The following is a 24188-nucleotide window of genomic DNA, read 5'->3' as shown; positions in this document are numbered from 1 at the left end:
TATCGGGCGCTGACGCGCAACCAGAGGCCCGATTTGGCATCATCGCTGACCAGTTTCACCGACGAGGCAAGGATTGCGCTCGACACATTGTCGGGCCGCGCCGCCGGGCTCTTCTCACCGTCCTTGCGCCTTGGCGTCACCGGCCTGTCCCGCGCCGGCAAGACGGTGTTCATCTCCGCTCTCGTCCACAACCTCATCCATGGCGGGCGCCTGCCGCTGTTCGAGGCGCAGAAATCCGGCCGCATCGCCCGCGCCTTCCTCGAGGAGCAGCCGGACGATGCCGTTCCGCGCTTTCAGTATGAGGACCATGTCGCGGCCCTGGTGAACGACCGCGTCTGGCCAGACTCCACGCGCGCCATCTCCGAACTGCGGCTCACCATCGAATATGAGTCGGCTTCCGGCTGGAACCGGCTGTTCTCAGCCGGAAAACTATCCGTCGACATCGTCGACTACCCCGGCGAATGGCTGCTCGACCTGCCGCTGCTCGGCAAATCCTTCGCCGATTTTTCGCGCGAGGCGGTCGAGCTGGCCGCCCTGCCCGTTCGCTCCGACCTGTCGCAGGCCTGGCGCGAACTGGCCTCCACCGTCAATCCCGACGCCGACGCCGACGAGATGACGGCGCGGCGTCTGGCCGAAAGCTTCGCCGCCTATCTCAAGGCCTGCAAGCTCGACGAGCGGGCGCTGTCGACGCTGCCGCCCGGCCGTTTCCTGATGCCGGGCGATCTCGAAGGCTCGCCGGCCCTGACCTTCGCGCCACTGATGACGCTGGCGCAAGGCCGGCCGCGCCCCGGATCGCTGCAGGCGATGATGGAGCGCCGCTACGAGGCCTATAAGACGCATGTCGTCAAACCGTTCTTTCGCGAGCACATCACGCGCCTCGACCGGCAGATCGTGCTGATCGACGCCATGCAGGCGCTCAATGCTGGCCCGGCCGCCATGGCCGATCTGGAGCGCGCCGTCACCGAGATCCTGTCCTGCTTCCGGCCCGGGCGCGGCAATTTCCTCACCGACTTCTTCTCGCGCCGCATCGGCCGCATTCTGGTGGCCGCGACCAAGGCGGATCATTTGCACCATGAAAGCCATGACCGGCTGCAGGCGATCGTGCGCCGGCTGACCGACCGTGCCGTTGCCCGGGCGAATTTCAGCGGCGCCGCCGTCGATGTCGTTGCCATGGCCGCGGTTCGCTCGACCCGCGAGGGCACCGTGAAACAGGGTCGCGAGACGCTGCCGGTGATCATCGGCACGCCGCTGAAGGGCGAGAAGATCAACGGCGAGACATTCGACGGAAAGACCGAAACCGCCATTTTTCCAGGCGATTTGCCGGAAAAGGTGGATGCGGTGTTCGATGTTTGCGGATCGCAACCCGACAACGCCGAACCGGCGATCCGCTTCGTGCGCTTCCGCCCGCCGAAGCTCGAACGCACCGCCGAAGGCGTAACGCTGTCCTTGCCGCATATCCGGCTCGACCGCGCGCTGCAGTTCCTGATCGGAGATCATCTGGCATGACCGCGCCCCGCAAACCGGCGGCCTTCCGCATCGAGCCCGAAATGGAATCGAGGCCGCAAACGCCACAACACCGCGTCGCCGAGGATCAGCCCGCGCGCAAGCCGCGCGCCTCGCGAGCCGATGTGGCGGTCGTCATTCCCTCGGAAGTCGACGTGTTCGATGAGCCGGACATCGAGGCGGCGGCTCCTCCGCCGGCAACGGCGCCAAGAAAGCGCTCGTTGCTGGTCCGGCTGTTTTTCGGCGCCCTCAGCGTGCTTGTCTCACTCGCCTTCGGCCTGTGGGCGGATCAGCTGATCCGCGACCTCTTCGCGCGCGCCGAGTGGCTCGGTTGGCTGGCGGCCGGCATGGCGGCGATCGCGCTGCTTTCATTGTTCGTCATCCTCATCCGCGAATTCCTCGCCATCGCTCGCCTTGCCGAAGTCGAAAAGATGCAGAGGCGCGCGCTGGATGCGGTGGCGCGCGACGATCCCAAGGCGGCGCGCGCCCTGGTCGATGAGCTCTCGGCCTTCGTCGCGGCAAAACCGGAGACCGCCGCCGGCCGGCGTTCGCTTGCCGAACTGCGCGGCGAGATCATCGACGGCGCCAATCTGGTGCGGCTTGCCGAGACCGAGATCCTGTCGCCTCTCGATGCCCGCGCCAAGGTCATGATTCTCGAAGCCGCGAAGCGCGTCTCCCTCATCACGGCCGTCAGCCCGCGCGCGCTGGTCGACATCGCTTATGTCGTGTTCGAGGCCGGCCGCCTGATCCGGCGCCTTTCCGAACTCTATGGCGGCCGCCCGGGCACGCTCGGCTTCTTCCGGCTGGCGCGCGGCGTGCTCGCGCATCTGGCGGTCACCGGCTCGATCGCGGTCGGCGACAGTTTCGTGCAGCAGATCGTCGGCCATGGCCTCGCCGCGAAACTCTCGGCCAAGCTCGGCGAAGGCGTGGTCAACGGCATGATGACGGCGCGCATCGGCATCGCCGCGATGGAAACCGCACGTCCCTTGCCGTTCATCGCCGTCAAACGCCCGGGCCTCGGCGATTTCCTCTCGGCGCTGACTTCATTCGCGGCAAAAAAGGACGGCCAGGCGGACCAGTAGGGTAAACGCGAAAACCGCCACCAGTGACGAAGCATTAACCAATCTTCGCCATGGTCACCCAGGTCCCAAGTAAAGACTCTGTCGTGCCGGGTGTCGTCCATGAGAAGCGTAATCCTGTCCTGCGTGCTGCCCATGGCGGTTGCGATTGCCGCGCCGCTCGGCCTCGTTGAAAAGGCCTTTGGGGCGGAGCCGGACAAGCAGTTCTTCCACTCGATCGAAGGCAGATGGGTCGGCCCCGGCGAAATCATCGCCGGCAAGTACAAGGGCACCAAATTCACCTGCGATTTCAATGGCTCGACACCCGCCAGCAAGCTCGGCATGACGCTTGACGGCGGCTGCCGGGTCGGCGTGTTCACGCAAAAGATGTCGGCCAGCGTCGAACGCAAGGGCCGCGACGGTTACCGGGGCACCTTCATGGGCGGCTCCACCGAAAGCGGGATGGACATCGTCGGCGGCAATGTCGTCGACGCACAGAAGGTCGTTTTCACCATCAACCGCAAACAGTTGAACGGCGTCATGCAGGCGCGCGTGCCTGACGGGAATTCGATGACCGTGACGGTGGCCGTGCGCGTCAACGATCAGCTGGTGCCGGTCATCGGCATGAGCCTGAAGCGGATCGACTCGGTCGAAGTCGGCGCCATCGCCAAGAACTGATCTCCCTCCGGCGACCGCACGCCGCCCGCAAGGAAGACGGTTCAGGTCAAAGTCGGAAAGTGGCAGGCCACCTTGCGGCCGCTTCGATGTTCCTTCAGCTCCGGCCGTTCCGAACGGCAGCGATCCGCCGCGATCGGGCAGCGCGGGTGGAAACGGCATCCGGACGGAGGTTTTAGCGGGCTCGGCACATCGCCGGTGAGGATGATGCGCTTGCGCGTTCCGCTGGGCGTCGTTTCCACGACCGGCACCGCCGAGATCAGCGCCTGGCTGTAGGGATGAGCCGGCGTCGCGAACACCTCTTCCGCCGGCCCTTCCTCGACGATCGAGCCGAGATACATGACCGCGATGCGGGTCGAGACCTGGCGCACCACGGACAAGTCGTGGGCGATGAAGATATAGGTCAGCCTCAGCTTCTCCTGCAGGTCGGCGAGCAGATTGACGATCTGGGCCTGCACCGACACGTCGAGCGCCGAGACGGGTTCGTCCAGCACGACGAGGTCGGGATTCAACGCAATCGCCCGCGCGATCCCGACGCGCTGGCGCTGGCCGCCGGAGAATTCGTGCGGATAGCGCATCACATGGTCCGGCAACAAGCCGACCAGTTCGAACAGCTCCGCTACACGCACGGCGATCTCCCTGGACGAAAGCTTGCCGTGGATGCGCAGCGGCTCGGCAACGAGATCACCCACGCGTCGCCGCGGATTGAGCGAGGCCGACGGATCCTGGAAGACCATCTGCAGGCGCCGCCGCAGCGGCCTGAGCTCGGACAGCGACTTCGAGGTGATGTCGTCGCCTTCGAACAGAAGCTTGCCGTCGGTGATGTCGTAGAGCCGCACCAGGCAGCGCGCCAGCGTGGACTTGCCGCATCCGGATTCGCCGACCAGCCCGACCGTCTCGCCGCGCCGCACGGCCAGCGAGACATTGTCGACGGCATGGACGGTTCGCCTGCCTTCGGCGGAAAACCGGGTGCCGATCGAAAAGCGTTTCGCCAGCGAACGCGTCTCGAGGATCGGTCGATCTTTGTCTGTCATCGGCTCGCTCATGCCTGTGCCACCCGAAAGCATGCGGCGGCATGCGCGCTGTTGCCGAGGCCCGGCTTGTCGGCCTCGCAGGGCTCGTAGCGGACGGGACAGCGCGGACCGAAGGCGCAGCCCTGCGGCAGCAGCAGCAGCGACGGCGGCGAGCCGGGGATGGCCGGCAGACGCCGCGGTTTCTGGCCGGTCAGCGGCGGGATCGAGCCAAGCAGCGCGCGCGTATAGGGATGTCGCGGATCGGAAAACAGTTCCGTGCGCGTGCCGCGTTCCACCACGCGGCCGGCATACATGACCATGACGCGGTCGGCGAGTTCGGAGACCACGCCCATGTCATGCGTGATGAAGACCACGGCCGATTTATGCTTGGCGCGCAATTTGCGCACGAGGTCGAGAATGCCGGCCTGCACGGTGACGTCGAGCGCGGTGGTCGGCTCGTCCGCCACCAGCAGCGTTGGATCGCAGGACAAGGCCATTGCGATCACCGCACGCTGCCGCATGCCGCCGGAAAGCTGATGCGGATAGCGCGACATCGCCTCGTGCGGGTTGGGGAAATTCACCTCCGCCAGCAGCTCTTCGACGCGCGCCATCGCCTTGGCTTTGCTCAACCCCCGATGCGCCCTGATCTGTTCGGCGATCTGCCAGCCGATGGTGTAGACCGGCGTCAATGCCGTCATCGGGTCCTGGAAAATCATCGCGATCTCGTTGCCGCGCAGGCGACGAAGCTCGCGCGCGGGCAATCCGACGAGCTCGCGGCCCTTGTAGCGGATCGATCCTTCGATGCTGGCGTTCGGATCGGTGATGAGCCCCATCACGGCCAGCAGCGACACCGTCTTGCCCGAGCCGGATTCGCCGACGACACCAAGGATCTCGCTTTCCCCGAGGTCGAAGGAAACGCCGTCGATGGCGCGCACCGGCCCGTCATGGGTGCGGAAGGAAACTCTGAGATCGCGCACCGACAGGATCATGATGCCCTCAGGCGCGGATCGAGAAGGATATAGACGAAATCGACCACGGCATTGGCGATCACCACAAACATCGAGGCGTACATGACCGTCGCCATGATCATCGGCAGGTCGAGGTTCTGCAGCGCGTCATAGGTGAGCTTGCCGATGCCGTGCAGGCCGAACACGACCTCGGTCAGCAGCGCCGAACCGCCCACCAGCGCGCCGAAGTCGAGGCCGAACAGGGTGACGAAGGCGATCAAAGAGGTGCGCAGCGCATGGCGAAGCAGGATGCGGGTCTCCGACAGGCCCTTGGCGCGGGCGGTGCGGATATAATCCTCCTGCATGGATTCGATGATGGCCGCGCGCAGCACGCGCCCGTAGATGCCGATATAGAGGATGGCCAGCGTGATCCATGGGATGACCAGCGTCAGGAACCAGCCTTTGGGATCGTCGGAAAAGTTCTTGTAGCCGAGCGGCGGCACCCAGGAGAACGCCCAGCTGTCGTGGTAGCGGCTCTGGGTGATCAGGTTCATCACCTCGCCCAGCCAGTAGACCGGCATGGAAATGCCGAGCAGGCCCAGCGCCATCAGCAACTTGTCCAGCCAGCTGTCGCGCGTGGCCGCGGCGACGATGCCGATGATGATGGAGACGACCACCCAAAGGATCGCCGCGCCGAAGACCAGCGAGAGCGTCACGGGGATCGAATCCATGACGGCGGGCACGACCTTCCAGCCCCGGTTGACGAAGGAGGTGAGATCGCCGGTGACGAAGATCTTCTCCATCATGCGGGTATATTGCACGTAGAGCGGCTGGTCGAAGCCGAAGCTGTGGCGCACCGCCGCCAGCACCTCCGGCGAGGCGTTGCGGCCGGCGATGCGCGCGGCGGGATCGGCGCCGGGCGTGGCGAAGAAGATCAGGAAGACGATGACCGAGATGCCGAACATCACGAACAGCATCTGACCGAAGCGGCGCAGGATGGCGTAGATCATCAGTCGCGCCCCAGCCGGACCTTGGAGCGCGGGTCGAGCGCGTCGCGCAGACCGTCGCCGAAGACATTGAGCGCCATCACCGAGACGGCGATCGCCAGCCCAGGCACCAGCGCCACCAGCGGCCGGGTGTAGAGCAGCGCCTGCCCGTCCTGGATGATGGTACCCCAGCTCGCGGCCGGCGGCTGCACGCCGATCGACAGGAAGGAAAGCGCCGATTCCGTCAGCATGTTCAGCGCCATCATCAGCGGCACGAAGACGATGAGCGTCGTGGTGATGTTGGGCAGGATGTCGCGCCACAGGATGCGCCAGCCCGGCACGCCCAGATTGATCGCGGCAAGCACGAACTCGCTGTGGCGCAGCGCCAGGACCTGCCCGCGGATCGGGCGCGCGACATAGGGAATATAGACGATGCCTATGATGATGATCGGCAGCCACAGGCTGCCCGATTGGATCTCGATCGGCCCGATCGCGATGCCTTGCGCGATGGTGACGATGGAAAGCGAGATCGCCAGCAAATAGATCGGGAATGCCCAGAGCACGTCGAGGAAGCGCGACAGCACCGTGTCGGTGATGCCGCCGAAATAGCCGGCGATCAGCCCCGCCAGCGTGCCGAAGATCAGCGTGAAGATGGTGGCGGCACCCGCGATCAAAAGCGAGTTGAGCCCGCCATAGAGCAACCTTGCCATGACGTCGCGGCCCTGGCTGTCGGCGCCGAGGAAATAGTTGCCGAGCCGCCAGGTCGGACCGATCGGCGTGTAGCCAAGCCCCAGCCCCTCGGTCGACTGTTCCATCACCGGAACGTCGGCGCCGTCGATCTGGATGACGGCGTCGAGCGTCGATGCGAACGGGTCCGTGCCGGCCCATTTCGCGTAGAGCGGCGCGCTGAAACAGGCAAGCACGATGATGAGGAACACGGCCAGGGACGCCATGGCGGCCCTGTCCGTTGCCAGCTTCGCAAACGCGACGGCCCAGGGCCCTCGCGTCTTGCGCGGCATGGCGGCGACTTGGCTGGACACGATGTGCCTTCCGCGGTTCGTTACTGCACCCAGGCCCTTTACTGCACCCAGGCCCTACTGCACCCAGGACTGGGTGACAATCCAGTTGAACTGCGGGTTGAACTTGAAATTGCCGATGCGCTTGCTGACGAAATCGAGCCGCTTCGGCGTGAAGAGACCGACCGCCGGCGCCTTGTCGGTGACCTGCTTGTCGATCGCGGCCCACAGCTTGTCTGCCGCCTTCTGGTCGGTCACGCCGAGGTCCAGCGCCTTCTGCATCTCAGCGTCGATATCCTTGTCGCAGAAGCCGGAGATGTTGATCGAGGCGTCCGAGCCTTCGCGATAGGAGGCGCAGCTGAACAGGATGTTCAGGAAGTCCGAAGCCGCCGGATAGTCCTTGTACCACTGGGTGACGGACATCTGCACTTTGTTGTTGGTGTTCTGGATGTAGGTGAACTGCAGGTTGGACGAGATCGGCTTGACGTCGGCGACATAGCCGATGTTGGTCAGCACGCTCTGCAGATAGACGCCGATCGACCGCGAGATCGCGGTATCCTCGACGATGATGGTCACCTTCTGGCCCTTGGTGCCCGATTCCTCGACGAGCTGCTTGGCCTTGTCGACATCCGGAGCCGACCATTTGGCGCCAGGGTTCTTGGTGAAGGGACAATAGTCCTCATGTCCGGGGAAGTCCGGCGGCAGGACCTGGCAGACCGGGGAAGCCAGCACCTTGCCGCCGAACAGCTTGACCAGCGTGTTGCGGTCGACCGCATAGGCGACGGCCTGGCGGGCCTTTTCGTTGTCGAACGGAGCCATACGGGTGTTGAGCGGCGCGTACCACCAGGCCGAAAGCGGCGAGATGTGCAGCTGGTCCATCGACTTGCTGCCGAGTTCGCCGAGACGGTCGCTGGGCAGGGCGTCGAACATCCAGTCCGCCTCACCGTTCTGGATGGCGGTAACGGCGGCCTCTTCCGACAGGCCGAAATCATATTGTACGACATCCGGGTAACCGTCCGGCTGGGCTTCCTCGCTCCACTGCTTGAAATTGGGGTTGCGGGAAACCGTCATGCCCTTGTTGGGATCGAAGGCCGAGATCATGTAGGGGCCGGTGCTGGGGATCGGCTTGGAGCCCATGTCCTCGGCCGGTGTATCCGCCGGCAGGATCACGGCATGCGGCAAGGCCAGCTTGTAGAGGATCTCGGCGTCCGGCTTGGTGAGATTGAGGGTGATCGTGCCGGCCGCCTCGTCGGCGACGACGCCGCCTTCCAGCGTGCAGCTCTTGGTGTCGGCCAGGCATTTGTCGGCGCCGACGATGCCGGCATAGAAGGTGCCCGACGTCGGCCCGGAGATCTTGAAAATGCGCTGGAAGGAAGCGACGACGTCCTTCACGCCGAGATCCTGGCCGTTGGAGAACTTGATGCCCTTGCGCAGCTTGAAGGTGAAGGTCTTGCCGTCATTGCTGACCGTGGGCAGCGCCTCGGCCAGATCGGCAACGACCTTGAAGCCGTCGACGCCCTCGGCCTTGCGGAAGGTGACCAGGCCGTCATAGATCGGCTGGTACATCTGCCAGCCCTGGTCGGTGTAGTTGATGTGCGGATCGAGCGTTCCGGCAGCCGATCGGGCGAGCAGGCGGATGGTGCCGCCTCGGTGCTCCTTGAGATATTCGGCTTGCGCCGGAGCCAGCCACGAGCCGGCCAGCAATGCCGCGACTGATGCCGCCAAAAGCAGTTTCTTCATGTCGTCATTCCCCTTTTCTCAGTTGTCGTTGTCGTCCAGGAAGTCTCCCACCACCCGCATGCACGCCTCTTGCTCCTCGACATGCGGCATGTGGCTGGAATGCTCGAAGATCCGCCAGCGCGATCCCTGGATGCCGTCCTTGAAGGGCTGCACGGTCGCGGGCGTGGCTTCGTCGTAGCGGCCGGAAATGAGCAGTGTGGGAACCTCGATGGCCGGCAGGCGATCGATGACGCTCCAGCTCTTCAGCGTGCCGATGACGTGGAACTCGTTCGGGCCGTTCATCACATTGTAGACGGTCGGGTTGCGAACGATCTGGGCGAAGGTCTCCGTCACCTCGGGCGGGAACGGCACGACCCGGCAGACATGCCGTTCGTAGAACCGCATCGTCGCTTCCTGGTAGGCCGGATCATCCGTCGTGCCGGCCTGCTCGTGGCGGGTCAGCGTTTCCTGCACGTCCTTGGGCAGGTCGGCGCGCAGCCGGTTGGCCTCCTCGACCCATAGCTTCATCGAAGCCGGCGAGTTGGCGATGGTAAGCGACTTCAGGCCTTGCGGCCGGGTGACGCCATATTCGGCGCCCAGCATGCCGCCCCAGCTCTGCCCGAGCACGTGGAAGCCGCCACGGATGCCGAGATGGTCGACCAGGTTTTCCAATTCGTCGATGAAGAGCCCGGGCGTCCAGAAATCGGCCCCCTTTTGCGGCAGCAAGGTGGAGTTGCCGCAGCCCAGTTGGTCGTAATGGATGACGGCGCGGCCGCCTCGGGCGAGAAGCTTGTAGGCGTCGACGTAATTATGGGCAGCACCTGGCCCGCCATGCAGGATCACCACCGGGGCCTTGCCGGCATCGAGCTCGCCGCTGATCCGATACCAGGTTTCGTAGGCGCCGAAACCGGCCCGGCCTTCCTTGCTGACGATCTCAAACGACATCCCGGCTCCTTGCGTGGTTGAAGACATGCTGTCGCCGCCTAGCTCGCCGCCCGGCCGGACTGAACCCACTCTTCCAGCATCTGCACGCCGAATGCCGTGGCGCCCTCCCGGCCCAGAGGCCGATCCTTGTCGGCCAGTTCCTTGCCGGCAATGTCGAGATGCACCCAGGGACGATCCTCGGTGAAATTGCGCAGGAAGGCAGCCGCATAGGGCGCGTCGCCGTCTTCCATGTCCTTGGCGTGGTGACGGATATCGGCGAAGGGCGATTGGAGTCCCTCGTCATAGGCGCGGTCGAGCGGCAGCTGCCAGAACCGCTCGCCGACCTTTTCTCCCGCCGCGATCATGCGCGCGGCGATGGTGTCGTCGGTGCTGAAAAGACCGGCGAACACCGAGCCGAGGCCGCGCATCACCGAATAGGTCAGCGTCGCCAGGTCGACGATCACCGAGGGATTGAAGCGCGAGGCGGCGTAATAGAGGCAGTCGGCCAGGATCAGCCGGCCTTCCGCATCCGTGTCGAACACCTCGACCGTCTGTCCCGACGCCGTCGTGATGATGTCGCGCGGCTTGAGCGCGGTGCCGGACGGCATGTTCTCGGCAATGCCGAGCACGCCGACGGCATGCACCTGGCTGCCTTGCCGGGCGAGCGCGATCAACAGGCCGACCACTGCGGCGGCGCCACCCATGTCGGCCTTCATGTCGAACATCTGCTCGCCGCGCTTGATGCACAGGCCGCCAGAATCGAAGCAGACGCCCTTGCCGACGAAAGCGAGCGGCTGCGCCGGAGCGCCCTTGCCGCGATAGCGCAGGACCGCGACGCGCGGCGGCCGCGCCGAACCCGACCCGACGGCCAGGATCGCATTCATGCCGAGCTCTTTCAGCCGTGCCGGGTCGAGGATCTCGACGTCGATGCCGGCCTCGCGCAACGGCTCCAGATGGGCATGGAAATTGTCGGGGTGGAGATGGTTTGGCGGCAGGTTGACCAGCGTACGCGCATATTCGACACCGTCGGCAATGGCATTGATCCGCGCCAGCGCCGCGTTCAGTTCCGGACCGGCAGCGCCGATCAACTGCACCCGCAAGGTTCGGTCGGCGCCTGCCCCTTGCCGGCGGTTGCGCATGTCGAAGCGATAGCGCCGCAGCCGCATGCCGAGCGCGACCCGCGCCAGGATTTCCGCTGCCGGCAGGTCGACACCGGCGAGCGGGTCCAAAACAAGAGTGGCCGAGCATTCGCCCTTGCCTTCCAGATGCGCAGCAAGCGAACCGCCGGCCCGCGCCAGCGAGAGCGGGGTTACGGCTTCGGCATCGCCCAAGGCCAGAACCACCACGCGCCGGGCCGATACGGCCTTGGGGGCGATGACATCGACGCAAGCGCCGGATTGCGAAAGCGCGGCCGGATCGGAACAGGCGCGGGACAAAATCCCGTTCAGTTCGGCATCGAGCGCCGCCGCCCGGAGGCCAAAGCCGCTCCGAGCGGTCTGCAGGATCACGACGACGGAGGTTTCCTGGGAAATCTCGTCCGCCGCTTCAAAGACCGGCACCGGCGACTGAGGCATAGACGCTCGTTCTCCCATTTTACAGGCGCTCGCGAGGCCAGCCTGCGTCATGCGCAAAGCTTCGCCGGCCAACAGTGGAAACCGGTCGTGCCGGTCTCCGCCGCTGGTGCAACGGCATCGGAGTGCCCAAATAATCGTTTTCGGATGGCGACTTAGTCGCTCTTGCCATTTGGGTATCCCCGAACCGGCCAGGCGATCAAACGCCAATTTTGCCCAAGTCGATTGACAAAAACTCAACTGACAATTCATGATCGGCCAATGGCCCTGCCCTCACTCAATGGCATGCGCGCTTTCGAGGCCGCCGCGCGCCTCGGCAGCATCAAGGATGCCGCCGAAGAACTGCATCTGACGCCCTCGGCCGTCAGCCGCCACATCCGCGCGCTTGAGAGGAACCTTGGCCAGGACCTGTTCGAGCGTGGCTTTCGCCAGATAACCCCGACCATCAGGGGCTCATATTATGCGCGCAGCCTCTCCGAGGCATTCGAGGCCATCTGGCGCGCTACCGGCGATGTCAGTTTCGTCGATAGCCCGGGCCACGGCAGGACGCAGCGCGTCAGGGTGCTCTGCGTGCCGGCGGTTCTAAATCTTTGGCTGGCGGACCGGCTGCCGAACTTCCGCAAGCTGCATCCGGCCGTGGATCTGGAGATCTCGACCTCGGGCAAGCGCGCCAACTTCGATTTGGCCATTGTCGATGAGTTCGTCTACAAGGCCGGCCCGGCCTTGACGCTGCTGATCCCGCTGGTTCTGACCCCGGTCTGCGCGCCCTCGCTGCTGGAAGGACCGGTGCCGCTCAAAACGCCTGCCGATCTGGTCAATCACCACCTGATCCACGAATGCGAGAGCATGCGCTGGCGGCGATGGCTGGAACAGGAAGGCGTCCTGGACACCACGCCGAAATCCAGCACGACGCTCGACGACTGCACCTTGATCATGCGCGAGGTGATAAACGGCGCCGGGATCGCCTTGGCCGACACCATGATGGCGCAGGACCTTCTGCAGCAAGGCAGGCTCGTCGCCCCGTTCAGCGCCCGCCACACCTATCCGGCCGGCATCTACCTGCATCAGCGCCGCAGCATCGGAAACAAGCCGGGCACCGGCCTGTTCCAGGACTGGCTGCTCTCGGAAGTCGCCGACCACAAACGGGTAATGGCGATAGCCTGAAACATCTCAAGAAGCTCAAGCGGAGCGCAAACAAAAAAGGCGGCGGCCGCGTGGCCACCGCCTTCTCGTTTCTCGACGGTTGGGCTCAACCCTTGATGGTGGCGGTCAGCTCGTCATAGGCCTTGCAGGCTTCGTCGAGCGTCGTCGCGCCCTGATACTTCGTCGTCACGGCCTGCACCTTGGCGGTCAGGTCGGCGGCCTTGCTCGGATCCTTGGTGATCGCCGCCTGGAGAGCGGCAGCCATGTCCTGCGCCTTCTTGGTGGCCATCTCCTGCGTGCATTGCGGCGCCTTGGAGCAAGCCGAGCCGGCCAGCGCCGCAACACCGACGGCAACGAGCAAAAACTTCTTCATGTCAGTCATCTCCTCAAAAAGGCAGCGGCCCATCGCCGCTGCCTCCAATGGCCGAAGCCGAACGTGCCATAACCGCTGATTGTGGCGGCACGCAACAACCGGGCCGCGTAAACTTGTGTAACCAGGCTGCAATATCACGTCCGTCGGAGAAGAGTTCACCCTCGAGGCTGCAGCAGCGCCAGCATGACTGTCGATGCGGCAAGGACGGCGGTAAGGGTCAAGGGCCCCGTGGGGCCATAGGTGTCCACCACATAACCGCCGACAACCGCGCCGGTGGTGATGGCAACCTGGAAAGAGACCACCATCAGGCTGCCCGCCGCTTCCAGCGCATCAGGCGCCGCACGCGACAGATTGGTCGGCAGCACCACCGGCCCCATGCCGAAGGCCAGGCCCCAAAGCGTGACGAAGCCGAAGGCAATGCCGATGTGCACGCCCCAAAGCACCAGTGCCAGCGCCGCAAGCGCCATCAACACGGCGGTAACCACGAGAGCCACGCGGATATTGGCGTCCGCCAGGCGGCCGCCGGCAACGTTGCCGATCACGGCGGCGATGCCAAATCCGAGCAGGGCGAGCGCAATTGGCCCTGTTGCAAGCTGCGTCACCTGTTCGAGGAAGGGGCGCACATAGACGGAACCGGCGAAATGGCCTGTCATCAGCAAAAGAATGGCCAGCATGCCGAGTTGAATGCCGCGCCGCCGTGTCAGTCGGAACACATCCGCAAGACTATTGCTGGCTGTCGCAGGCAAGGCCGGCAGGCTCAGCAACTGCAGCAGCATGGCAACCACAGCCAGTCCCGCCGTCATGGCCATGGCGCTGCGCCACCCCAGCCAGTCGCTGATCAACGCCCCCATCGAGGGTGCTGCGATGGTTGCGAGCGACACGCCGAGGGTGACGATACCCATGCCTCGACCTGTCGCATTGGCGCCGACCAGCCTGGCCACGACGGCAACCGATAGCGCCCAGAAGGCGCTGATGGCGATTCCAAGCCCCGCCCGGCCCAGCAGCAGCAGCCAGAAATTGGGCGCCAGCGCGGCAAGGATGTTGGAAGCGATCGCCAGGACCATGAGGCCAACCAGCACCGTCTTACGGTTCAATCGGCCGATGAGAACGTTGCTCAACATGGCCGTCACGGCGCCGACCGAAGCGGTAGCGGTGACGACCTGTCCGGCCGTTCCCTCGCTGATGCCGAGATCGCGCGCCATCGGTGTCAACAGACCGGCCGGCAGGAATTCGGCCGACACCAGCGCAAAGCTGGTGGCCGCCAGTGAAATAACCGCGAACCAGGTGGCCGCGCTCCACGCGGCCGGTGCATCGGCATCAAGGCCGATCGCCGCGTCTTCAAGCTGTAATGTTGTGTCAGTCACGGAAGGATCTCCAAAGTTTGGAGATCTTAGATAGGCGAGTCTGATCGGATGATATGTATCTTAAAATCCGAAATTCATGTCCATTCGTCCGGGAATTGTGCGACGCACAACGCCTGGCGAAACATTGGTGATGCGTTTGAACGCGCGCGCGAAGGAGGCTTCGCTATCATAGCCCAGACGGGTAGCGACCTCGGCGACCGACAGGCCGTTTTGCCCGAGCAGCTCGCGGGCAAGCTGCATGCGCAGGCGGGCGAGATAGCGCGCGGCGCCCTCACCCAAGACAGCGCTGAAGCGCTCGGCGAAAATCGAGCGCGATTGGCCTGCGAGGGCGGCGAGGCTTTCGAGCGTCCAGTTGTGGCCGGGGTCCCGGTGCATGGCCGCCAAGGCGCGGCCGATATGCGGGTCGCGGATAGCGGCAAGCCAACCGGTGGTCGAGGCTCCCGTGCAATTGACCCAGCAGCGGATAAGCCTGGCCGTCAGCAAGTCCGCCATCCGCGACAGAATCGTGGCGCTGCCCATCTGCGGTTGCGCGGCCTCCGCCGTCATAGCCGCCAGCAAAGGACCGACGACCGGATCATTGCCGGCCACGTCGCAGCCTTTGATGATCGGCGGCATCAACGTGATCAATGGATTGAGCGCACAGGCGCCCAAGGCCATGGAGCCGCAGAAAAGGGTGCTTGTCGCGCCCGTCCCTTGCCGTACCACCTCGCAGACATTGCTCCCCAACTTGGTCACCTGGCAGCCCTCGAGCGAGTCGCCGACAACGTCCGGCGCACTGGCCAGCCGATGGGCAATGCCTTGCGGCAGCAGCACCAGATCGCCGTCGCGCAACTCCTGCCAGCCTTCCGCTTCGGTATAGATCCAGCACGGACCCTGGCCGACAAAGTGAAAGCGAAGCAGCTTCTGCTGCGGAAAGGCGATGCTCCATGGATGTCGGAGTTCGCAGCGGCCATAGTTGACCCCGCTCAAGCGAAAGTCCTGCAGGACTTCGCTGAGCGCATCCATCGGGATAGGGGACGCCGAAGACGATCGGGACGAATAGTCAGGCATTTGGCCATTATAGATGCCGAACGTCCGGCAGGCAAGCGGAGGCCGCTTCAAAGGCCCCTACCCTTCCAGTCAGTCCTCCCGCCCTTGCCTCTCCCTCCCGGTGCATGCAAGGAGTGCTTCCAATGCATGTCGCCCGAAAGTGTGCAGCGGTTCTGGGACAACGACATGCATCAAGCAAAGACCTGAAGCGCGTCACCTGAATCTTTTTCAGGCGACGCGCTTTAGAGCAACAGGATGACAGGCATGGCAGCTGAAGCGTCGAGCAGCGATCTGGTGCAGGTGGTGGCGTTGCTCGCCGCCGGCGTCGTCGCCGTGCCGATCTTCAAGCGCATGGGGCTGGGCTCGATCCTCGGCTACCTCGCCGCCGGTGTGGTCATCGGCCCGTTCGGCCTGCGCGTCTTTTCCGAATCGGAATCGATCCTCCACGTCGCCGAGCTCGGCGTCGTCATGTTCCTTTTCATCATCGGCCTCGAAATGCAGCCGTCGCGACTCTGGAGCCTGCGGCGCGAGATCTTCGGCCTGGGCGCCCTCCAGGTCGGCGTTTGCGCGATCCTGCTCACGCTCGTCGGACTGGCCGGGGGCTTTCCCATCGCGCAGTCGTTCGTTGCCGGCGCCGGCTTCGTGCTGACCTCGACCGCGATCGTCATGCAATTGCTGGAAGAACGCGGCGAGATCGCCACGCCGAAGGGCCAGCGCATCGTTTCCATCCTGCTGCTCGAGGACCTGATGATCGTACCGCTGCTGGCGCTGGTCGCGTTCCTCGCGCCTGGCGGCGCCGAGACCAGCCTGTCGCAGCGCCTGACCGAAGTCGGCATCGGCATTGCCGCAATCGTCGGGCTGGTCGTGGCCGGCCGTTACCTGCTCAATCCGCTCTTCCGCATCCTGGCCGACGCCCGCGCCCGCGAAGTCATGACCGCCGCGGCCTTGCTGGTGGTGCTGGGATCGGCGCTCGCCATGCAGCTTTCCGGCCTGTCGATGGCGATGGGCGCCTTCCTCGCCGGCGTGCTCCTGTCGGAATCGACCTTCCGCCATCAGCTCGAAGCAGACATCGAGCCGTTCCGCGGCATCCTGCTCGGCCTGTTCTTCCTTGCCGTCGGCATGTCGCTCGACCTTGGCGTCGTCGCCCAGAACTGGCGGCTCGTCGCCATCTACGTCGTCGCCTACATGGTCATGAAGGCGCTCGGCATCTACCTCGTCGCGCGCATCCTGAAGAGCGGCCATCGCGAGGCGCTGGAGCGCGCCGTCTTCATGGCGCAGGGCGGCGAGTTCGCCTTCGTGCTCTATTCGTCCGCCGCCGCGGTCGGCATCATCGACGGCCAGGCCAACGCGACGCTCACCGCCATCGTAATTATCTCGATGGTGCTGACGCCCTTGGCGATCATAGCGCTGCGCTACCTGACCCCGCGCGACGAGCAGTCGCTCGACGGCGTCGACATCGCCGAAGGCCTCACCGGCAGCGTGCTGATCATCGGCTTCGGCCGCTTCGGCCAGATCGCCAGCCAGCCGCTTTTGCTGCGCGGGATGGACGTCTCGATCATCGACAACGAGGTCGAGATGATCCAGGCCGCGGCCGATTTCGGCTTCAAGGTCTATTACGGCGACGGCACCAGGCTGGACATCCTGCATGCGGCCGGCGCCGGCCGCGCCCGCGCCGTGCTGATCTGCGTCGACAAACCGGACGCCGCAGTGCGCATCGCGCAGCTGATCAAGGCCGAATTCCCGCTGGTCACCATCCTGGCGCGCGCCTTCGACCGCGGCACGGCGCTGCAACTGGTGCGCGCCGGCGCCGACTATCAGTTGCGCGAGACCTTCGAATCGGCGCTGGTCTTCGGCGGCTCCGCGCTGGAATCGCTCGGCGTCGATCCGGAAGAGGTCGCAGAGGTCATCGAGGATGTCCGGCGCCGAGACGAAGCGCGCTTCGAGACGCAACTGGCCGAGGGCGTGCGCGCTGGCCAGCGTTTCCTCAAGGGCAATATCGGCACGCCGATCCCGACGCCGCTGACCCAGCCGCGCCGCGCCGGCCGGGCGCTGAACCAGGAAACCGCTGTCGTGCTGAACAAGGCAGAGACCAACAACTGAGGGGCAACGCATGGCAGAGCTCGATCCGCGGGCGCTTTCCGTCACCAAATTCTGGCGCGATGCCGGCGAGGATGCCTGGTTCGAGAAGAACGACACCTTCGACGCGGATTTCCGCAACCGCTTCCTGGAACTGCACTACGCCGCCGCGCGGCGCGAATGCGACGACTGGAACGCGCATGCCGAAGGATCGCTGGCGCTGATGATCCTGCTCGACCAGTTCCCGCGCAATTGCTTCCGCGGCACCGGCCACATGTACGCGACCGACCCGCTGGCGCGGCATTTCGCCGACAAGGCGATCACCGCCGCTCAGGATCTGGAACTCGAAGAGGCTCTGCGCGTCTTCCTCTACCTTCCTTTCGAGCATTCGGAACTTCTTGCCGATCAGGAACGGGCAGTGCAGCTCATCGCCGCCAGAGCTGCGGGCGATCTCAAATATGCGGAAGAGCACCGCGACATCATCCGGCGCTTCGGACGCTTTCCGCATCGCAACCGGATGCTCGGCCGCGCGACGACGGACGATGAACAAACCTTCCTCGACGGCGGCGGTTTCTCCGGCTAACCAGTAGGTTTAGCCGAGCCACCATTCCCGGCCCGACGGCAACCGCTCGATACCGGACGTATCGACGGCGCCGAGCCGTTCCGAGACGCTCCGGCCGCCGACCGATAGGCCGGGCGCGATCTCAGCCAATGGCGCCAGCACGAAAGCGCGCTCCAGCATGCGCGGATGCGGCACTTCGAGCCCGGTCTCGTGGATTACCCGGTCGCCGAACACCAGTATGTCGATGTCGATCAGGCGCGGCCCCCAGCGCTCCTCGCGCACGCGCTTCAACCGCCGCTCGACATCGAGGCAAAGGTCGAGCAGCGCGCGCGGCGCGAGCGCCGTCTCGATCGCGGCGGCGGCGTTGAGGAAATCGGGCTGGTCAAGCTTGCCCCAGGGCGGCGTGCGGTAGAGCGAGGAGACGGCGGTGACGCGCGTCGCGTCGTCGCCATCCAATATGCGCAATGCCGCGCCCATGGACTTCGCCGGGTCGCCGAGATTGCCGCCGAGGCTGAGGTAGACGGCGCTATTCTGGCCAGACAACGCTCACCTCGACATAGTCGAGCACGCCCGGCACCGGGGCGTTCGGTTTGCGCACGGTGATCTCTGCCTTCCTGATCTGTGAGAACCGTGCCGTCAGCGCCTTCGCGACTTCGAGCGCCAGCGCCTCGATCAGGAAGCGGCGATGTCCGGTCACGATCTTCTCGATGACCGCGAAGGCGACGCCGTAGTTGACCGTGTCCTCGATGGAATCCTCCGTCAGCGGGCGGCTGGGTTCGACGGTCAGCTCGGCATCGACATAGAAACGCTGGCCAAGCGTCTCCTCCTCGTCCAGCACGCCGTGGCGGGCGAAGAAGGCGCAGTTCTTCATGCGTATGACGTACATCATCAGTGTCCGCGAGGAAGCTCGGTTTCGCGTTGAAGCATAGCATCGGTCAGCGCCAGCGCGTCCACGTTGATTGCGACATCGTGGACGCGAAACAGGTCGGCGCCTTTCAAGCGCAGGATGACGCTGGTGGCCGCCGTGCCGGCCGCCCGCTCGCCGGGCTCGCGCCCGGTGGCGTTGCCGATGAAGCGCTTGCGCGAGGTCCCCGCCATCAGCGGATAGCCGAGCGCCTGCAGTTCGGAGAACCGCGCCATGAGGTCGAGATTCTCCTCCGCCGTCTCCTTGGCGAAGCCGAAGCCGGCATCGAGCACGATCTGGCCGTCGGCGACATTGCCGGCGCGCGCGATCTCGAGCGATTTGCGCAGGAACAGCAACTGGTCCTCGATCACATCGGGCAGCTTCTGCCGTTCGCGCCCGGTATGCATGATGACGAGCCCGGCGCCGGTCTCGGCCGCGACGCGCGCGATGCCCGGCTCGCGCTGCAGCCCCCACACGTCGTTGACGATATGGGCGCCAGCGGCGACCGCGCGCCGCGCCGTATCCTCGCGATAGGTGTCGACAGAGATCAGCGCCGCGCCGGAAGCGGCGAGCGCGGCGATGACCGGCAGCACGCGGCCCTGCTCTTCTTCAGCGGTGATCGGCGCGAAGCCCGGCCGCGTCGATTCCCCGCCGACATCGATGATCGCGGCGCCCTCTTCCACCATGCGGCGCGCCTGCTCCAGGGCCTTTTCAGGCGCGATGAAGAGGCCGCCGTCCGAAAAACTATCGGGCGTCACATTGAGGATGCCGACGACGACCGCCTTCGGACCCAGGTCGAGATAGCGCCCATGCGCCAGCTGCCATCGCCTTGTCGTCATTGCCCATCAACCATGCGTGATCCGCGCGAAATCAATTCCGTTGCGCTGGCGACGGCCCTAAAGCAAGGTGCGTTAAGAGGCAATATGATGAACCGATCCCTGCTCTGCGCCCTGATGCTCGCGCTGACCGCCATGCCGGCGGGAGCGGCGAATCTGGTGAAGACCTACAGCTATTTCAGCGTCGGCGGCCGCACGCTAGACGATATTCAAAACCAGCTGTCGAAAAACGGCCCGGAAGTGAAGAGCACCGGTTCGCGGCATCCCGGCGCCACGCAGATGGCGTTTACGACCCGGATCAGCTACGCCCAGAGCGCGCAGTCCTGCCGCGTCGCCGATGCGGCCGTCACCGTGAAGGTCAAGGTGATCCTCCCGGAATGGCGGCGCCCGCGCAAATCCGATCCGGACGTCAGGCTGTTCTGGGACACGCTCTCGGCCGACATCAAGCGGCATGAGGAGCGCCATGTCGAGATCGCCAAGAACCATGCGCGCCTGCTCGAGGATGCGCTGAAGGCGCTTCCTCCGCAAAAGACCTGCGAGCAGGCGAAGGTCAAGGCCGCCGCGATCCAGGCCGCCGAGCTCGCCAGGCACGATCAGGACCAGGTCCGCTTCGACCGCGTCGAGGGCGCCAATTTCGAAAGCCGTATCCTGCGGCTGATGCGCTATCGGATGGAGCGCGTCGAAGCCGGCCAGTTGCCGCCACCTTGACCTCGAGCAAGCCGGATCGGGGCCAATTCCGCCCAAACATGGTGCCAGATTGCAAAAACTTTCGAGCGGCGGTCGAAATCGGCCTACATCGAACGACATATAGCGGGTTCGAAACGCCACCCTATCCACGATGGGAAATGACAGGCGCGACCAGCTGAAGCCGTCCTGGCGCACCGATGATCAGCCTTTGAAAGAACGACGCATGGACCAGACCGTCGAGAACAAGGCGATGGCGCCGAAAGCCGCGCCGATGAGCGAGAGCGAGAAAAGCGCCATCATCGGCGGCGTGCTGTTGTCGATGCTGCTGGCGGCCCTTGACCAGACCATCGTCGCGCCGGCCCTGCCGACGATCGCGCGCGCGCTCGGCCATGCCGAATACCTGCCCTGGATCGTCACCGGCTATCTCCTGACCGCGACCGCCATGGCGCCGCTCTACGGCAAGATTTCCGATGTCTATGGACGCCGTCCCGTCATCTATGCCGCGATCCTCATCTTCCTGTTCGGGTCGCTGGTCAGCGCGCTGGCGCCCAACATGCTGGTGCTGGTCATCGGACGCGCCATCCAGGGCGCCGGCGGCGGCGGTCTCTTCGCGCTGGCCCAGACGGTGATCGGCGATCTCGTGCCGCCACGCGAGCGCGCCCGCTACGCGGCCTGGATCTCCGGCACATGGGCGGTCGCCAGCGTCGCCGGCCCGCTGCTCGGCGGCGTGTTCGCCGAGCATCTGCACTGGTCATTGATCTTCTGGATCAACCTGCCGATCGGCTTCCTGGCCATGGCCATCATCAACAACCCGCTGAGGAAGCTGCCGATCGCAGCCAAGAACCACCGCATCGACGGGCTGGGCGCCGTGCTGCTGGTTGTCGCCACGTCGCTGCTGCTCCTGGCACTCAACTGGGGCGGCAGCGCCTATCCCTGGTTTTCCCGCGAAATCCTTGGGCTGGTGGCCTGTTCGGCCGTGTTCTGGGCCTTCTTCGCGCTGAGGCTGCTCAAAGCGGCCGAGCCCTTGATCTCGCTCGACGTGCTGGGCAACCCGATCGTGCTCGCCGGCACGCTATCGATGTTCCTGCTGCAGGCGGCAAACATCGGCGCCTCGGTTTACCTGCCGGTCTATCTGCAGTCGATCGTCGGGCTTTCGGTCAGCGAATCCGGCATGGCCATGCTCGGCCTCCTGCTCGGTACCGTCGCCGGCGCCACCTTCGCCGGCCGCATGATCCCGCGTTTCGTCCACTACAAGCGCATCGCCATGATCGGCGTCAGCATGGCCATCGTCTGCATTGGCGTGCTCAGTGCCATTGCGGAACACGCCTCGCTGCTCGAAGTCCTGATCCTGACCACTCTGACTGGCCTGGGCAGCGGAACCACCTTCCCGGTCGCCACGGTGTCGGTCCAGAACGCCGTCGACCGCGCGCACCTGGGCGTGGCGACCGGCGTGCTGACCTTCCTGCGCACGCTGGGCGGCGCGCTCGGCGTGGCGATCCTTGGCGCCGTGGCGCTTGGCTATGGCTTGCCGCTATCGTCGGAAGGGTCCGCGACGCATATCAAACTGTCATCGGCACTGCCGTTCGTGATGATTTTCCTCACCACCGGGATCACGCTTGTGCTTGCACTGATCGTGCTGGCGCTCATGCCGGAAAAGGAACTGCGCGGCCGCGACGAGCACGCCGCGCCGGTACTTGCGGAGTAATCTCTCCGAGGTGTGTTGAGATTCAGGCCAGGCCGCCCGAGTATCAACATAGCTTAATCATGGACGCCGAGCTTCTTCTGCAGGCTGGTCGACGAGGTCGTGTACTGGAAGACGATGCGCTCGCCGGGACTGACGATGCGCTTGGCGGCCTGCGACATCAGCGCCACCTCGTGGAAGCCCGACAGGATCAGCTTGAGCTTGCCCGGATACCAGTTGATGTCGCCGACGGCAAAGATGCCCGGGATCGAGGTCTGGAACTTCTCGGTGTCCACCGGGATCAGGTTTTCGTGGAGGTTCAGGCCCCATTCGGCGATCGGCCCGAGCTTCATGGTCAGGCCGAAGAACGGCAGCATGCGGGTGCACGGCACCTCGACGTCGCCGTCCGGGCCGCCCTTGATGGTCGCCGATGACAGCTGGCCATCGGCGCCGGCAAGCCCGCTGACCTGACCGACCAGGAATTCGAGCTGCTTCATCTCCTGCATGGCGTACATCTTGTTGACGCTGTCGGGCGCGGCCCGGAATTCCGGGCGGCGATGCACCAGCGTCACGCTTTTTGCGATCGGCTGCAGGTTGAGCGTCCAGTCGAGCGCGGAGTCGCCGCCGCCGACGATGACCAGGTCATGGCCGCGGAATTCCTCCATGCGCCTCACGGAATAAAAGACGCTCTTGCCTTCATAGGCCTCGATGCCCGGAATGGGTGGGCGCTTGGGCTGGAACGAGCCGCCGCCGGCGGCAACCACCACCACCTTGGCCTCGACTATCTCACCCTCGTCGGTGGCGACGCGGAAACTGCCGTCCTCCAGCTTTTCGAGGCTGGAGACCATGCGGTTGAAGGTGAACTCCGGCTTGAACGGATGGATCTGCTCCATCAGCTTGTCGACCAGGCCTTGCGCGGAGATCATCGGCCAGCCGGGAATGTCGTAGATCGGCTTTTCCGGATAGAGCTCGGCGCATTGGCCGCCGGGACGGTCGAGAATGTCGATCAGATGGCATTTCATGTCGAGCAGGCCGAGCTCGAACACGGCAAACAGGCCGACCGGCCCTGCCCCGACAATGAGAACGTCCGTCTTGATTGTATCGCTCATGCGCTGCGCCCCATTGGGAAATGGTGCGAGACTGCATGAGCGCCGGCCTGCTGCCAAGCAGCCAGCATGAAAGAAATTGGGAAGTCGGCCTTAGCCCTGGCGTTCGGGGACCCTGACGACCAAGCCGTCCAGCGCGTCGCGCACCTTGATCTGGCAGGAGAGGCGCGAGTTTGGTTGGACGTCATAGGCGAAGTCCAGCATGTCCTCCTCCATCGCCTCCGGCTCGCCGACCTCGGCCGTCCATGCCTCGTCGACATAGACGTGGCAGGTCGCACAGGCGCAGGCGCCGCCGCATTCGGCTTCGATGCCGGGCACCGCGTTGCGGATCGCGTTTTCCATGACCGTCGAACCGTTTTCGGCATCCACGTCAAATCGGGTCCCGTCATGGGCGATGTAAGTCAGCTTGGTCATTAAAGTCACCTGAGGAGTCGCAGCCGAGATAATCACTCCACCGGACAAGTCAACTGCGGCGCGAAAGCGCCACGAAATGACGTTTTTCAAAAAGGTGGCACTAGCGGCTGATGCCGGCGATGAAGTCGCGCACTTCCTCGATCAGCGTGCCGAGCCGCTTGAGCGCCCGGACGTCCTCCGGCTGCTTTTCGATGACCGCCGCGCAATCGGCGACCGCGAAGGCGCCGATGCCGCGCGCCGAGCCCTTCAGGCCATGTGCCAGAAGCACCCTCTGCCTTGCGTCGGCGTCCGCGATCTGGTCACGAACCGACAGCGACTGGTGCACGAACAGCGCCAGAACTTCCCGTTCGAGGTCGCGGTCACCCATTGTCTGACGCGCCAGATGGCCGAGATCCACAGGTCGGGCTCCAGCCGTTCCGGAGGCATCGCCCCCCGGCATCGAAAACGCAATACCAGTTTCGCCACGCATACGCACTGCAACTCCATAAAGCGGGCAGACGGGCCCAAGAAAATAGGCGACTCCGGTCGCCAACGGGTTAACGGTTGCAGGGGAAAAATGTTGTCACAGAGGCATCCGGATCACGCTTGCGTTAACCTTATA

24 protein-coding genes are annotated in these 24188 nt (G+C 64.8%); 8 read left to right on the top strand and 16 right to left on the bottom strand.

The window, feature by feature from the left end; genetic code table 11:
* Positions 1-33: 33 nt before the first annotated feature.
* The 3 genes from KVT37_RS15835 (at position 34) to KVT37_RS15825 (ending at position 3239) form a co-directional block, all read left to right on the top strand.
* A complete protein-coding gene (locus KVT37_RS15835; protein ID WP_217574600.1) occupies positions 34-1506 on the top strand; it encodes a YcjX family protein in 1473 nt (490 codons plus the stop codon).
* Entirely contained in the window at positions 1503-2585 is a 1083-nt protein-coding gene (locus KVT37_RS15830) for a YcjF family protein (RefSeq protein ID WP_217574598.1), read from the top strand. Before KVT37_RS15835 ends, KVT37_RS15830 begins: the two co-directional genes overlap by 4 nt.
* Before the next feature lie 99 nt (positions 2586-2684).
* On the top strand, positions 2685-3239 hold the full coding sequence (locus KVT37_RS15825) for a hypothetical protein (RefSeq protein WP_217574596.1): 555 nt from the start codon (positions 2685-2687) through the stop codon (positions 3237-3239).
* A 41-nt stretch (positions 3240-3280) separates the two neighbouring features.
* On the opposite strand, the gene KVT37_RS15820 is transcribed toward KVT37_RS15825, so the two are convergent.
* From KVT37_RS15820 to KVT37_RS15790, 7 genes are read right to left on the bottom strand one after another with little or no spacing between them, the layout of a single operon-like run.
* Entirely contained in the window at positions 3281-4270 is a 990-nt protein-coding gene (locus KVT37_RS15820; RefSeq protein WP_217574594.1) for an ABC transporter ATP-binding protein, read from the bottom strand.
* Positions 4271-4278: 8 nt separating this feature from the next.
* On the bottom strand, positions 4279-5238 hold the full coding sequence (locus tag KVT37_RS15815) for an ABC transporter ATP-binding protein (RefSeq protein ID WP_217574592.1): 960 nt from the start codon (positions 5236-5238) through the stop codon (positions 4279-4281).
* The gene (locus tag KVT37_RS15810; RefSeq protein ID WP_217574590.1) at positions 5235-6206 is read right to left on the bottom strand and encodes an ABC transporter permease; all 972 of its coding nucleotides are present in this window, start codon (positions 6204-6206) and stop codon (positions 5235-5237) included. Before KVT37_RS15810 ends, KVT37_RS15815 begins: the two co-directional genes overlap by 4 nt.
* Positions 6206-7222: an ABC transporter permease gene (locus KVT37_RS15805; protein ID WP_217574588.1), complete on the bottom strand. Its 1017-nt coding sequence runs from the start codon at positions 7220-7222 to the stop codon at positions 6206-6208. The genes KVT37_RS15810 and KVT37_RS15805 overlap by 1 nt, the downstream gene beginning before the upstream one ends.
* Before the next feature lie 54 nt (positions 7223-7276).
* Complete coding sequence (locus KVT37_RS15800; protein ID WP_217574586.1) at positions 7277-8938, bottom strand: ABC transporter substrate-binding protein; 1662 nt, start codon at positions 8936-8938, stop codon at positions 7277-7279.
* A gap of 18 nt (positions 8939-8956) precedes the next feature.
* Positions 8957-9862 carry a proline iminopeptidase-family hydrolase gene (locus KVT37_RS15795; RefSeq protein ID WP_217574584.1) on the bottom strand — a complete coding sequence of 302 codons (906 nt, stop codon included), beginning with the start codon at positions 9860-9862 and terminating at the stop codon, positions 8957-8959.
* 38 nt (positions 9863-9900) lie between these two features.
* Positions 9901-11415: a leucyl aminopeptidase gene (locus KVT37_RS15790; RefSeq protein ID WP_217574582.1), complete on the bottom strand. Its 1515-nt coding sequence runs from the start codon at positions 11413-11415 to the stop codon at positions 9901-9903.
* A 258-nt stretch (positions 11416-11673) separates the two neighbouring features.
* On the opposite strand from KVT37_RS15790, the gene KVT37_RS15785 reads away from it, so the two are divergent.
* Positions 11674-12576 carry a LysR substrate-binding domain-containing protein gene (locus tag KVT37_RS15785; RefSeq protein ID WP_217574580.1) on the top strand — a complete coding sequence of 301 codons (903 nt, stop codon included), beginning with the start codon at positions 11674-11676 and terminating at the stop codon, positions 12574-12576.
* An 85-nt stretch (positions 12577-12661) separates the two neighbouring features.
* Here the strand turns inward: KVT37_RS15785 and KVT37_RS15780 are convergent, their stop codons facing one another.
* The 3 genes from KVT37_RS15780 to KVT37_RS15770 all read right to left on the bottom strand — a co-directional run bounded on the left by KVT37_RS15780 (position 12662) and on the right by KVT37_RS15770 (position 15342).
* On the bottom strand, positions 12662-12928 hold the full coding sequence (locus KVT37_RS15780) for a hypothetical protein (RefSeq protein ID WP_217574578.1): 267 nt from the start codon (positions 12926-12928) through the stop codon (positions 12662-12664).
* A 155-nt stretch (positions 12929-13083) separates the two neighbouring features.
* Entirely contained in the window at positions 13084-14292 is a 1209-nt protein-coding gene (locus KVT37_RS15775; protein ID WP_217574575.1) for an MFS transporter, read from the bottom strand.
* Between the two features lie 60 nt (positions 14293-14352).
* On the bottom strand, positions 14353-15342 hold the full coding sequence (locus KVT37_RS15770) for an AraC family transcriptional regulator (RefSeq protein WP_217574573.1): 990 nt from the start codon (positions 15340-15342) through the stop codon (positions 14353-14355).
* Positions 15343-15585: 243 nt separating this feature from the next.
* Between KVT37_RS15770 and KVT37_RS15765 the strand changes: the two genes are divergently transcribed.
* Both KVT37_RS15765 and KVT37_RS15760 read left to right on the top strand, forming a co-directional pair.
* A complete protein-coding gene (locus KVT37_RS15765) occupies positions 15586-17421 on the top strand; it encodes a monovalent cation:proton antiporter-2 (CPA2) family protein (RefSeq protein ID WP_217574571.1) in 1836 nt (611 codons plus the stop codon).
* A gap of 10 nt (positions 17422-17431) precedes the next feature.
* Positions 17432-17980: a DUF924 family protein gene (locus KVT37_RS15760; RefSeq protein ID WP_217574569.1), complete on the top strand. Its 549-nt coding sequence runs from the start codon at positions 17432-17434 to the stop codon at positions 17978-17980.
* A 9-nt stretch (positions 17981-17989) separates the two neighbouring features.
* Here the strand turns inward: KVT37_RS15760 and folK are convergent, their stop codons facing one another.
* Genes folK through folP form a run of 3 tightly spaced genes read right to left on the bottom strand, consistent with a single transcriptional unit; the run spans position 17990 to position 19702 of the window.
* Positions 17990-18502, bottom strand: a complete 513-nt coding sequence (gene folK, locus KVT37_RS15755) for a 2-amino-4-hydroxy-6-hydroxymethyldihydropteridine diphosphokinase (protein ID WP_217574567.1) — start codon at positions 18500-18502, stop codon at positions 17990-17992.
* Positions 18486-18845 (bottom strand): dihydroneopterin aldolase, encoded by a 360-nt coding sequence (gene folB, locus KVT37_RS15750; protein ID WP_027166337.1) that lies wholly within the window; start codon positions 18843-18845, stop codon positions 18486-18488. The genes folK and folB overlap by 17 nt, the downstream gene beginning before the upstream one ends.
* 2 nt (positions 18846-18847) lie before the next feature.
* Positions 18848-19702 (bottom strand): dihydropteroate synthase, encoded by an 855-nt coding sequence (folP, locus tag KVT37_RS15745; RefSeq protein ID WP_217574565.1) that lies wholly within the window; start codon positions 19700-19702, stop codon positions 18848-18850.
* Positions 19703-19786: 84 nt separating this feature from the next.
* Between folP and KVT37_RS15740 the strand changes: the two genes are divergently transcribed.
* Together KVT37_RS15740 and KVT37_RS15735 are read left to right on the top strand one after the other, a co-directional pair.
* Complete coding sequence (locus KVT37_RS15740) at positions 19787-20407, top strand: DUF922 domain-containing Zn-dependent protease (protein WP_217574563.1); 621 nt, start codon at positions 19787-19789, stop codon at positions 20405-20407.
* A gap of 202 nt (positions 20408-20609) precedes the next feature.
* Entirely contained in the window at positions 20610-22091 is a 1482-nt protein-coding gene (locus KVT37_RS15735; protein WP_217574561.1) for an MDR family MFS transporter, read from the top strand.
* A 53-nt stretch (positions 22092-22144) separates the two neighbouring features.
* Here the strand turns inward: KVT37_RS15735 and KVT37_RS15730 are convergent, their stop codons facing one another.
* From KVT37_RS15730 to KVT37_RS15720, 3 genes are all read right to left on the bottom strand, one after another.
* Positions 22145-23176 (bottom strand): NAD(P)/FAD-dependent oxidoreductase, encoded by a 1032-nt coding sequence (locus KVT37_RS15730; RefSeq protein WP_217574558.1) that lies wholly within the window; start codon positions 23174-23176, stop codon positions 22145-22147.
* 90 nt (positions 23177-23266) lie between these two features.
* Positions 23267-23587, bottom strand: coding sequence for a 2Fe-2S iron-sulfur cluster-binding protein (locus KVT37_RS15725; protein WP_127226159.1), 321 nt, complete (start codon positions 23585-23587; stop codon positions 23267-23269).
* 100 nt (positions 23588-23687) lie between these two features.
* Positions 23688-24056 (bottom strand): Hpt domain-containing protein, encoded by a 369-nt coding sequence (locus tag KVT37_RS15720; protein ID WP_217574556.1) that lies wholly within the window; start codon positions 24054-24056, stop codon positions 23688-23690.
* Between the last annotated feature and the right edge of the window lie 132 nt (positions 24057-24188).

It is taken from the genome of Mesorhizobium sp. GbtcB19 (genome assembly GCF_019091085.1).
Classification (GTDB): domain Bacteria; phylum Pseudomonadota; class Alphaproteobacteria; order Rhizobiales; family Rhizobiaceae; genus Mesorhizobium.
Note: the sequence above shows the minus strand (reverse complement) of the source record. Positions and strands in the feature narration are given on the sequence as shown.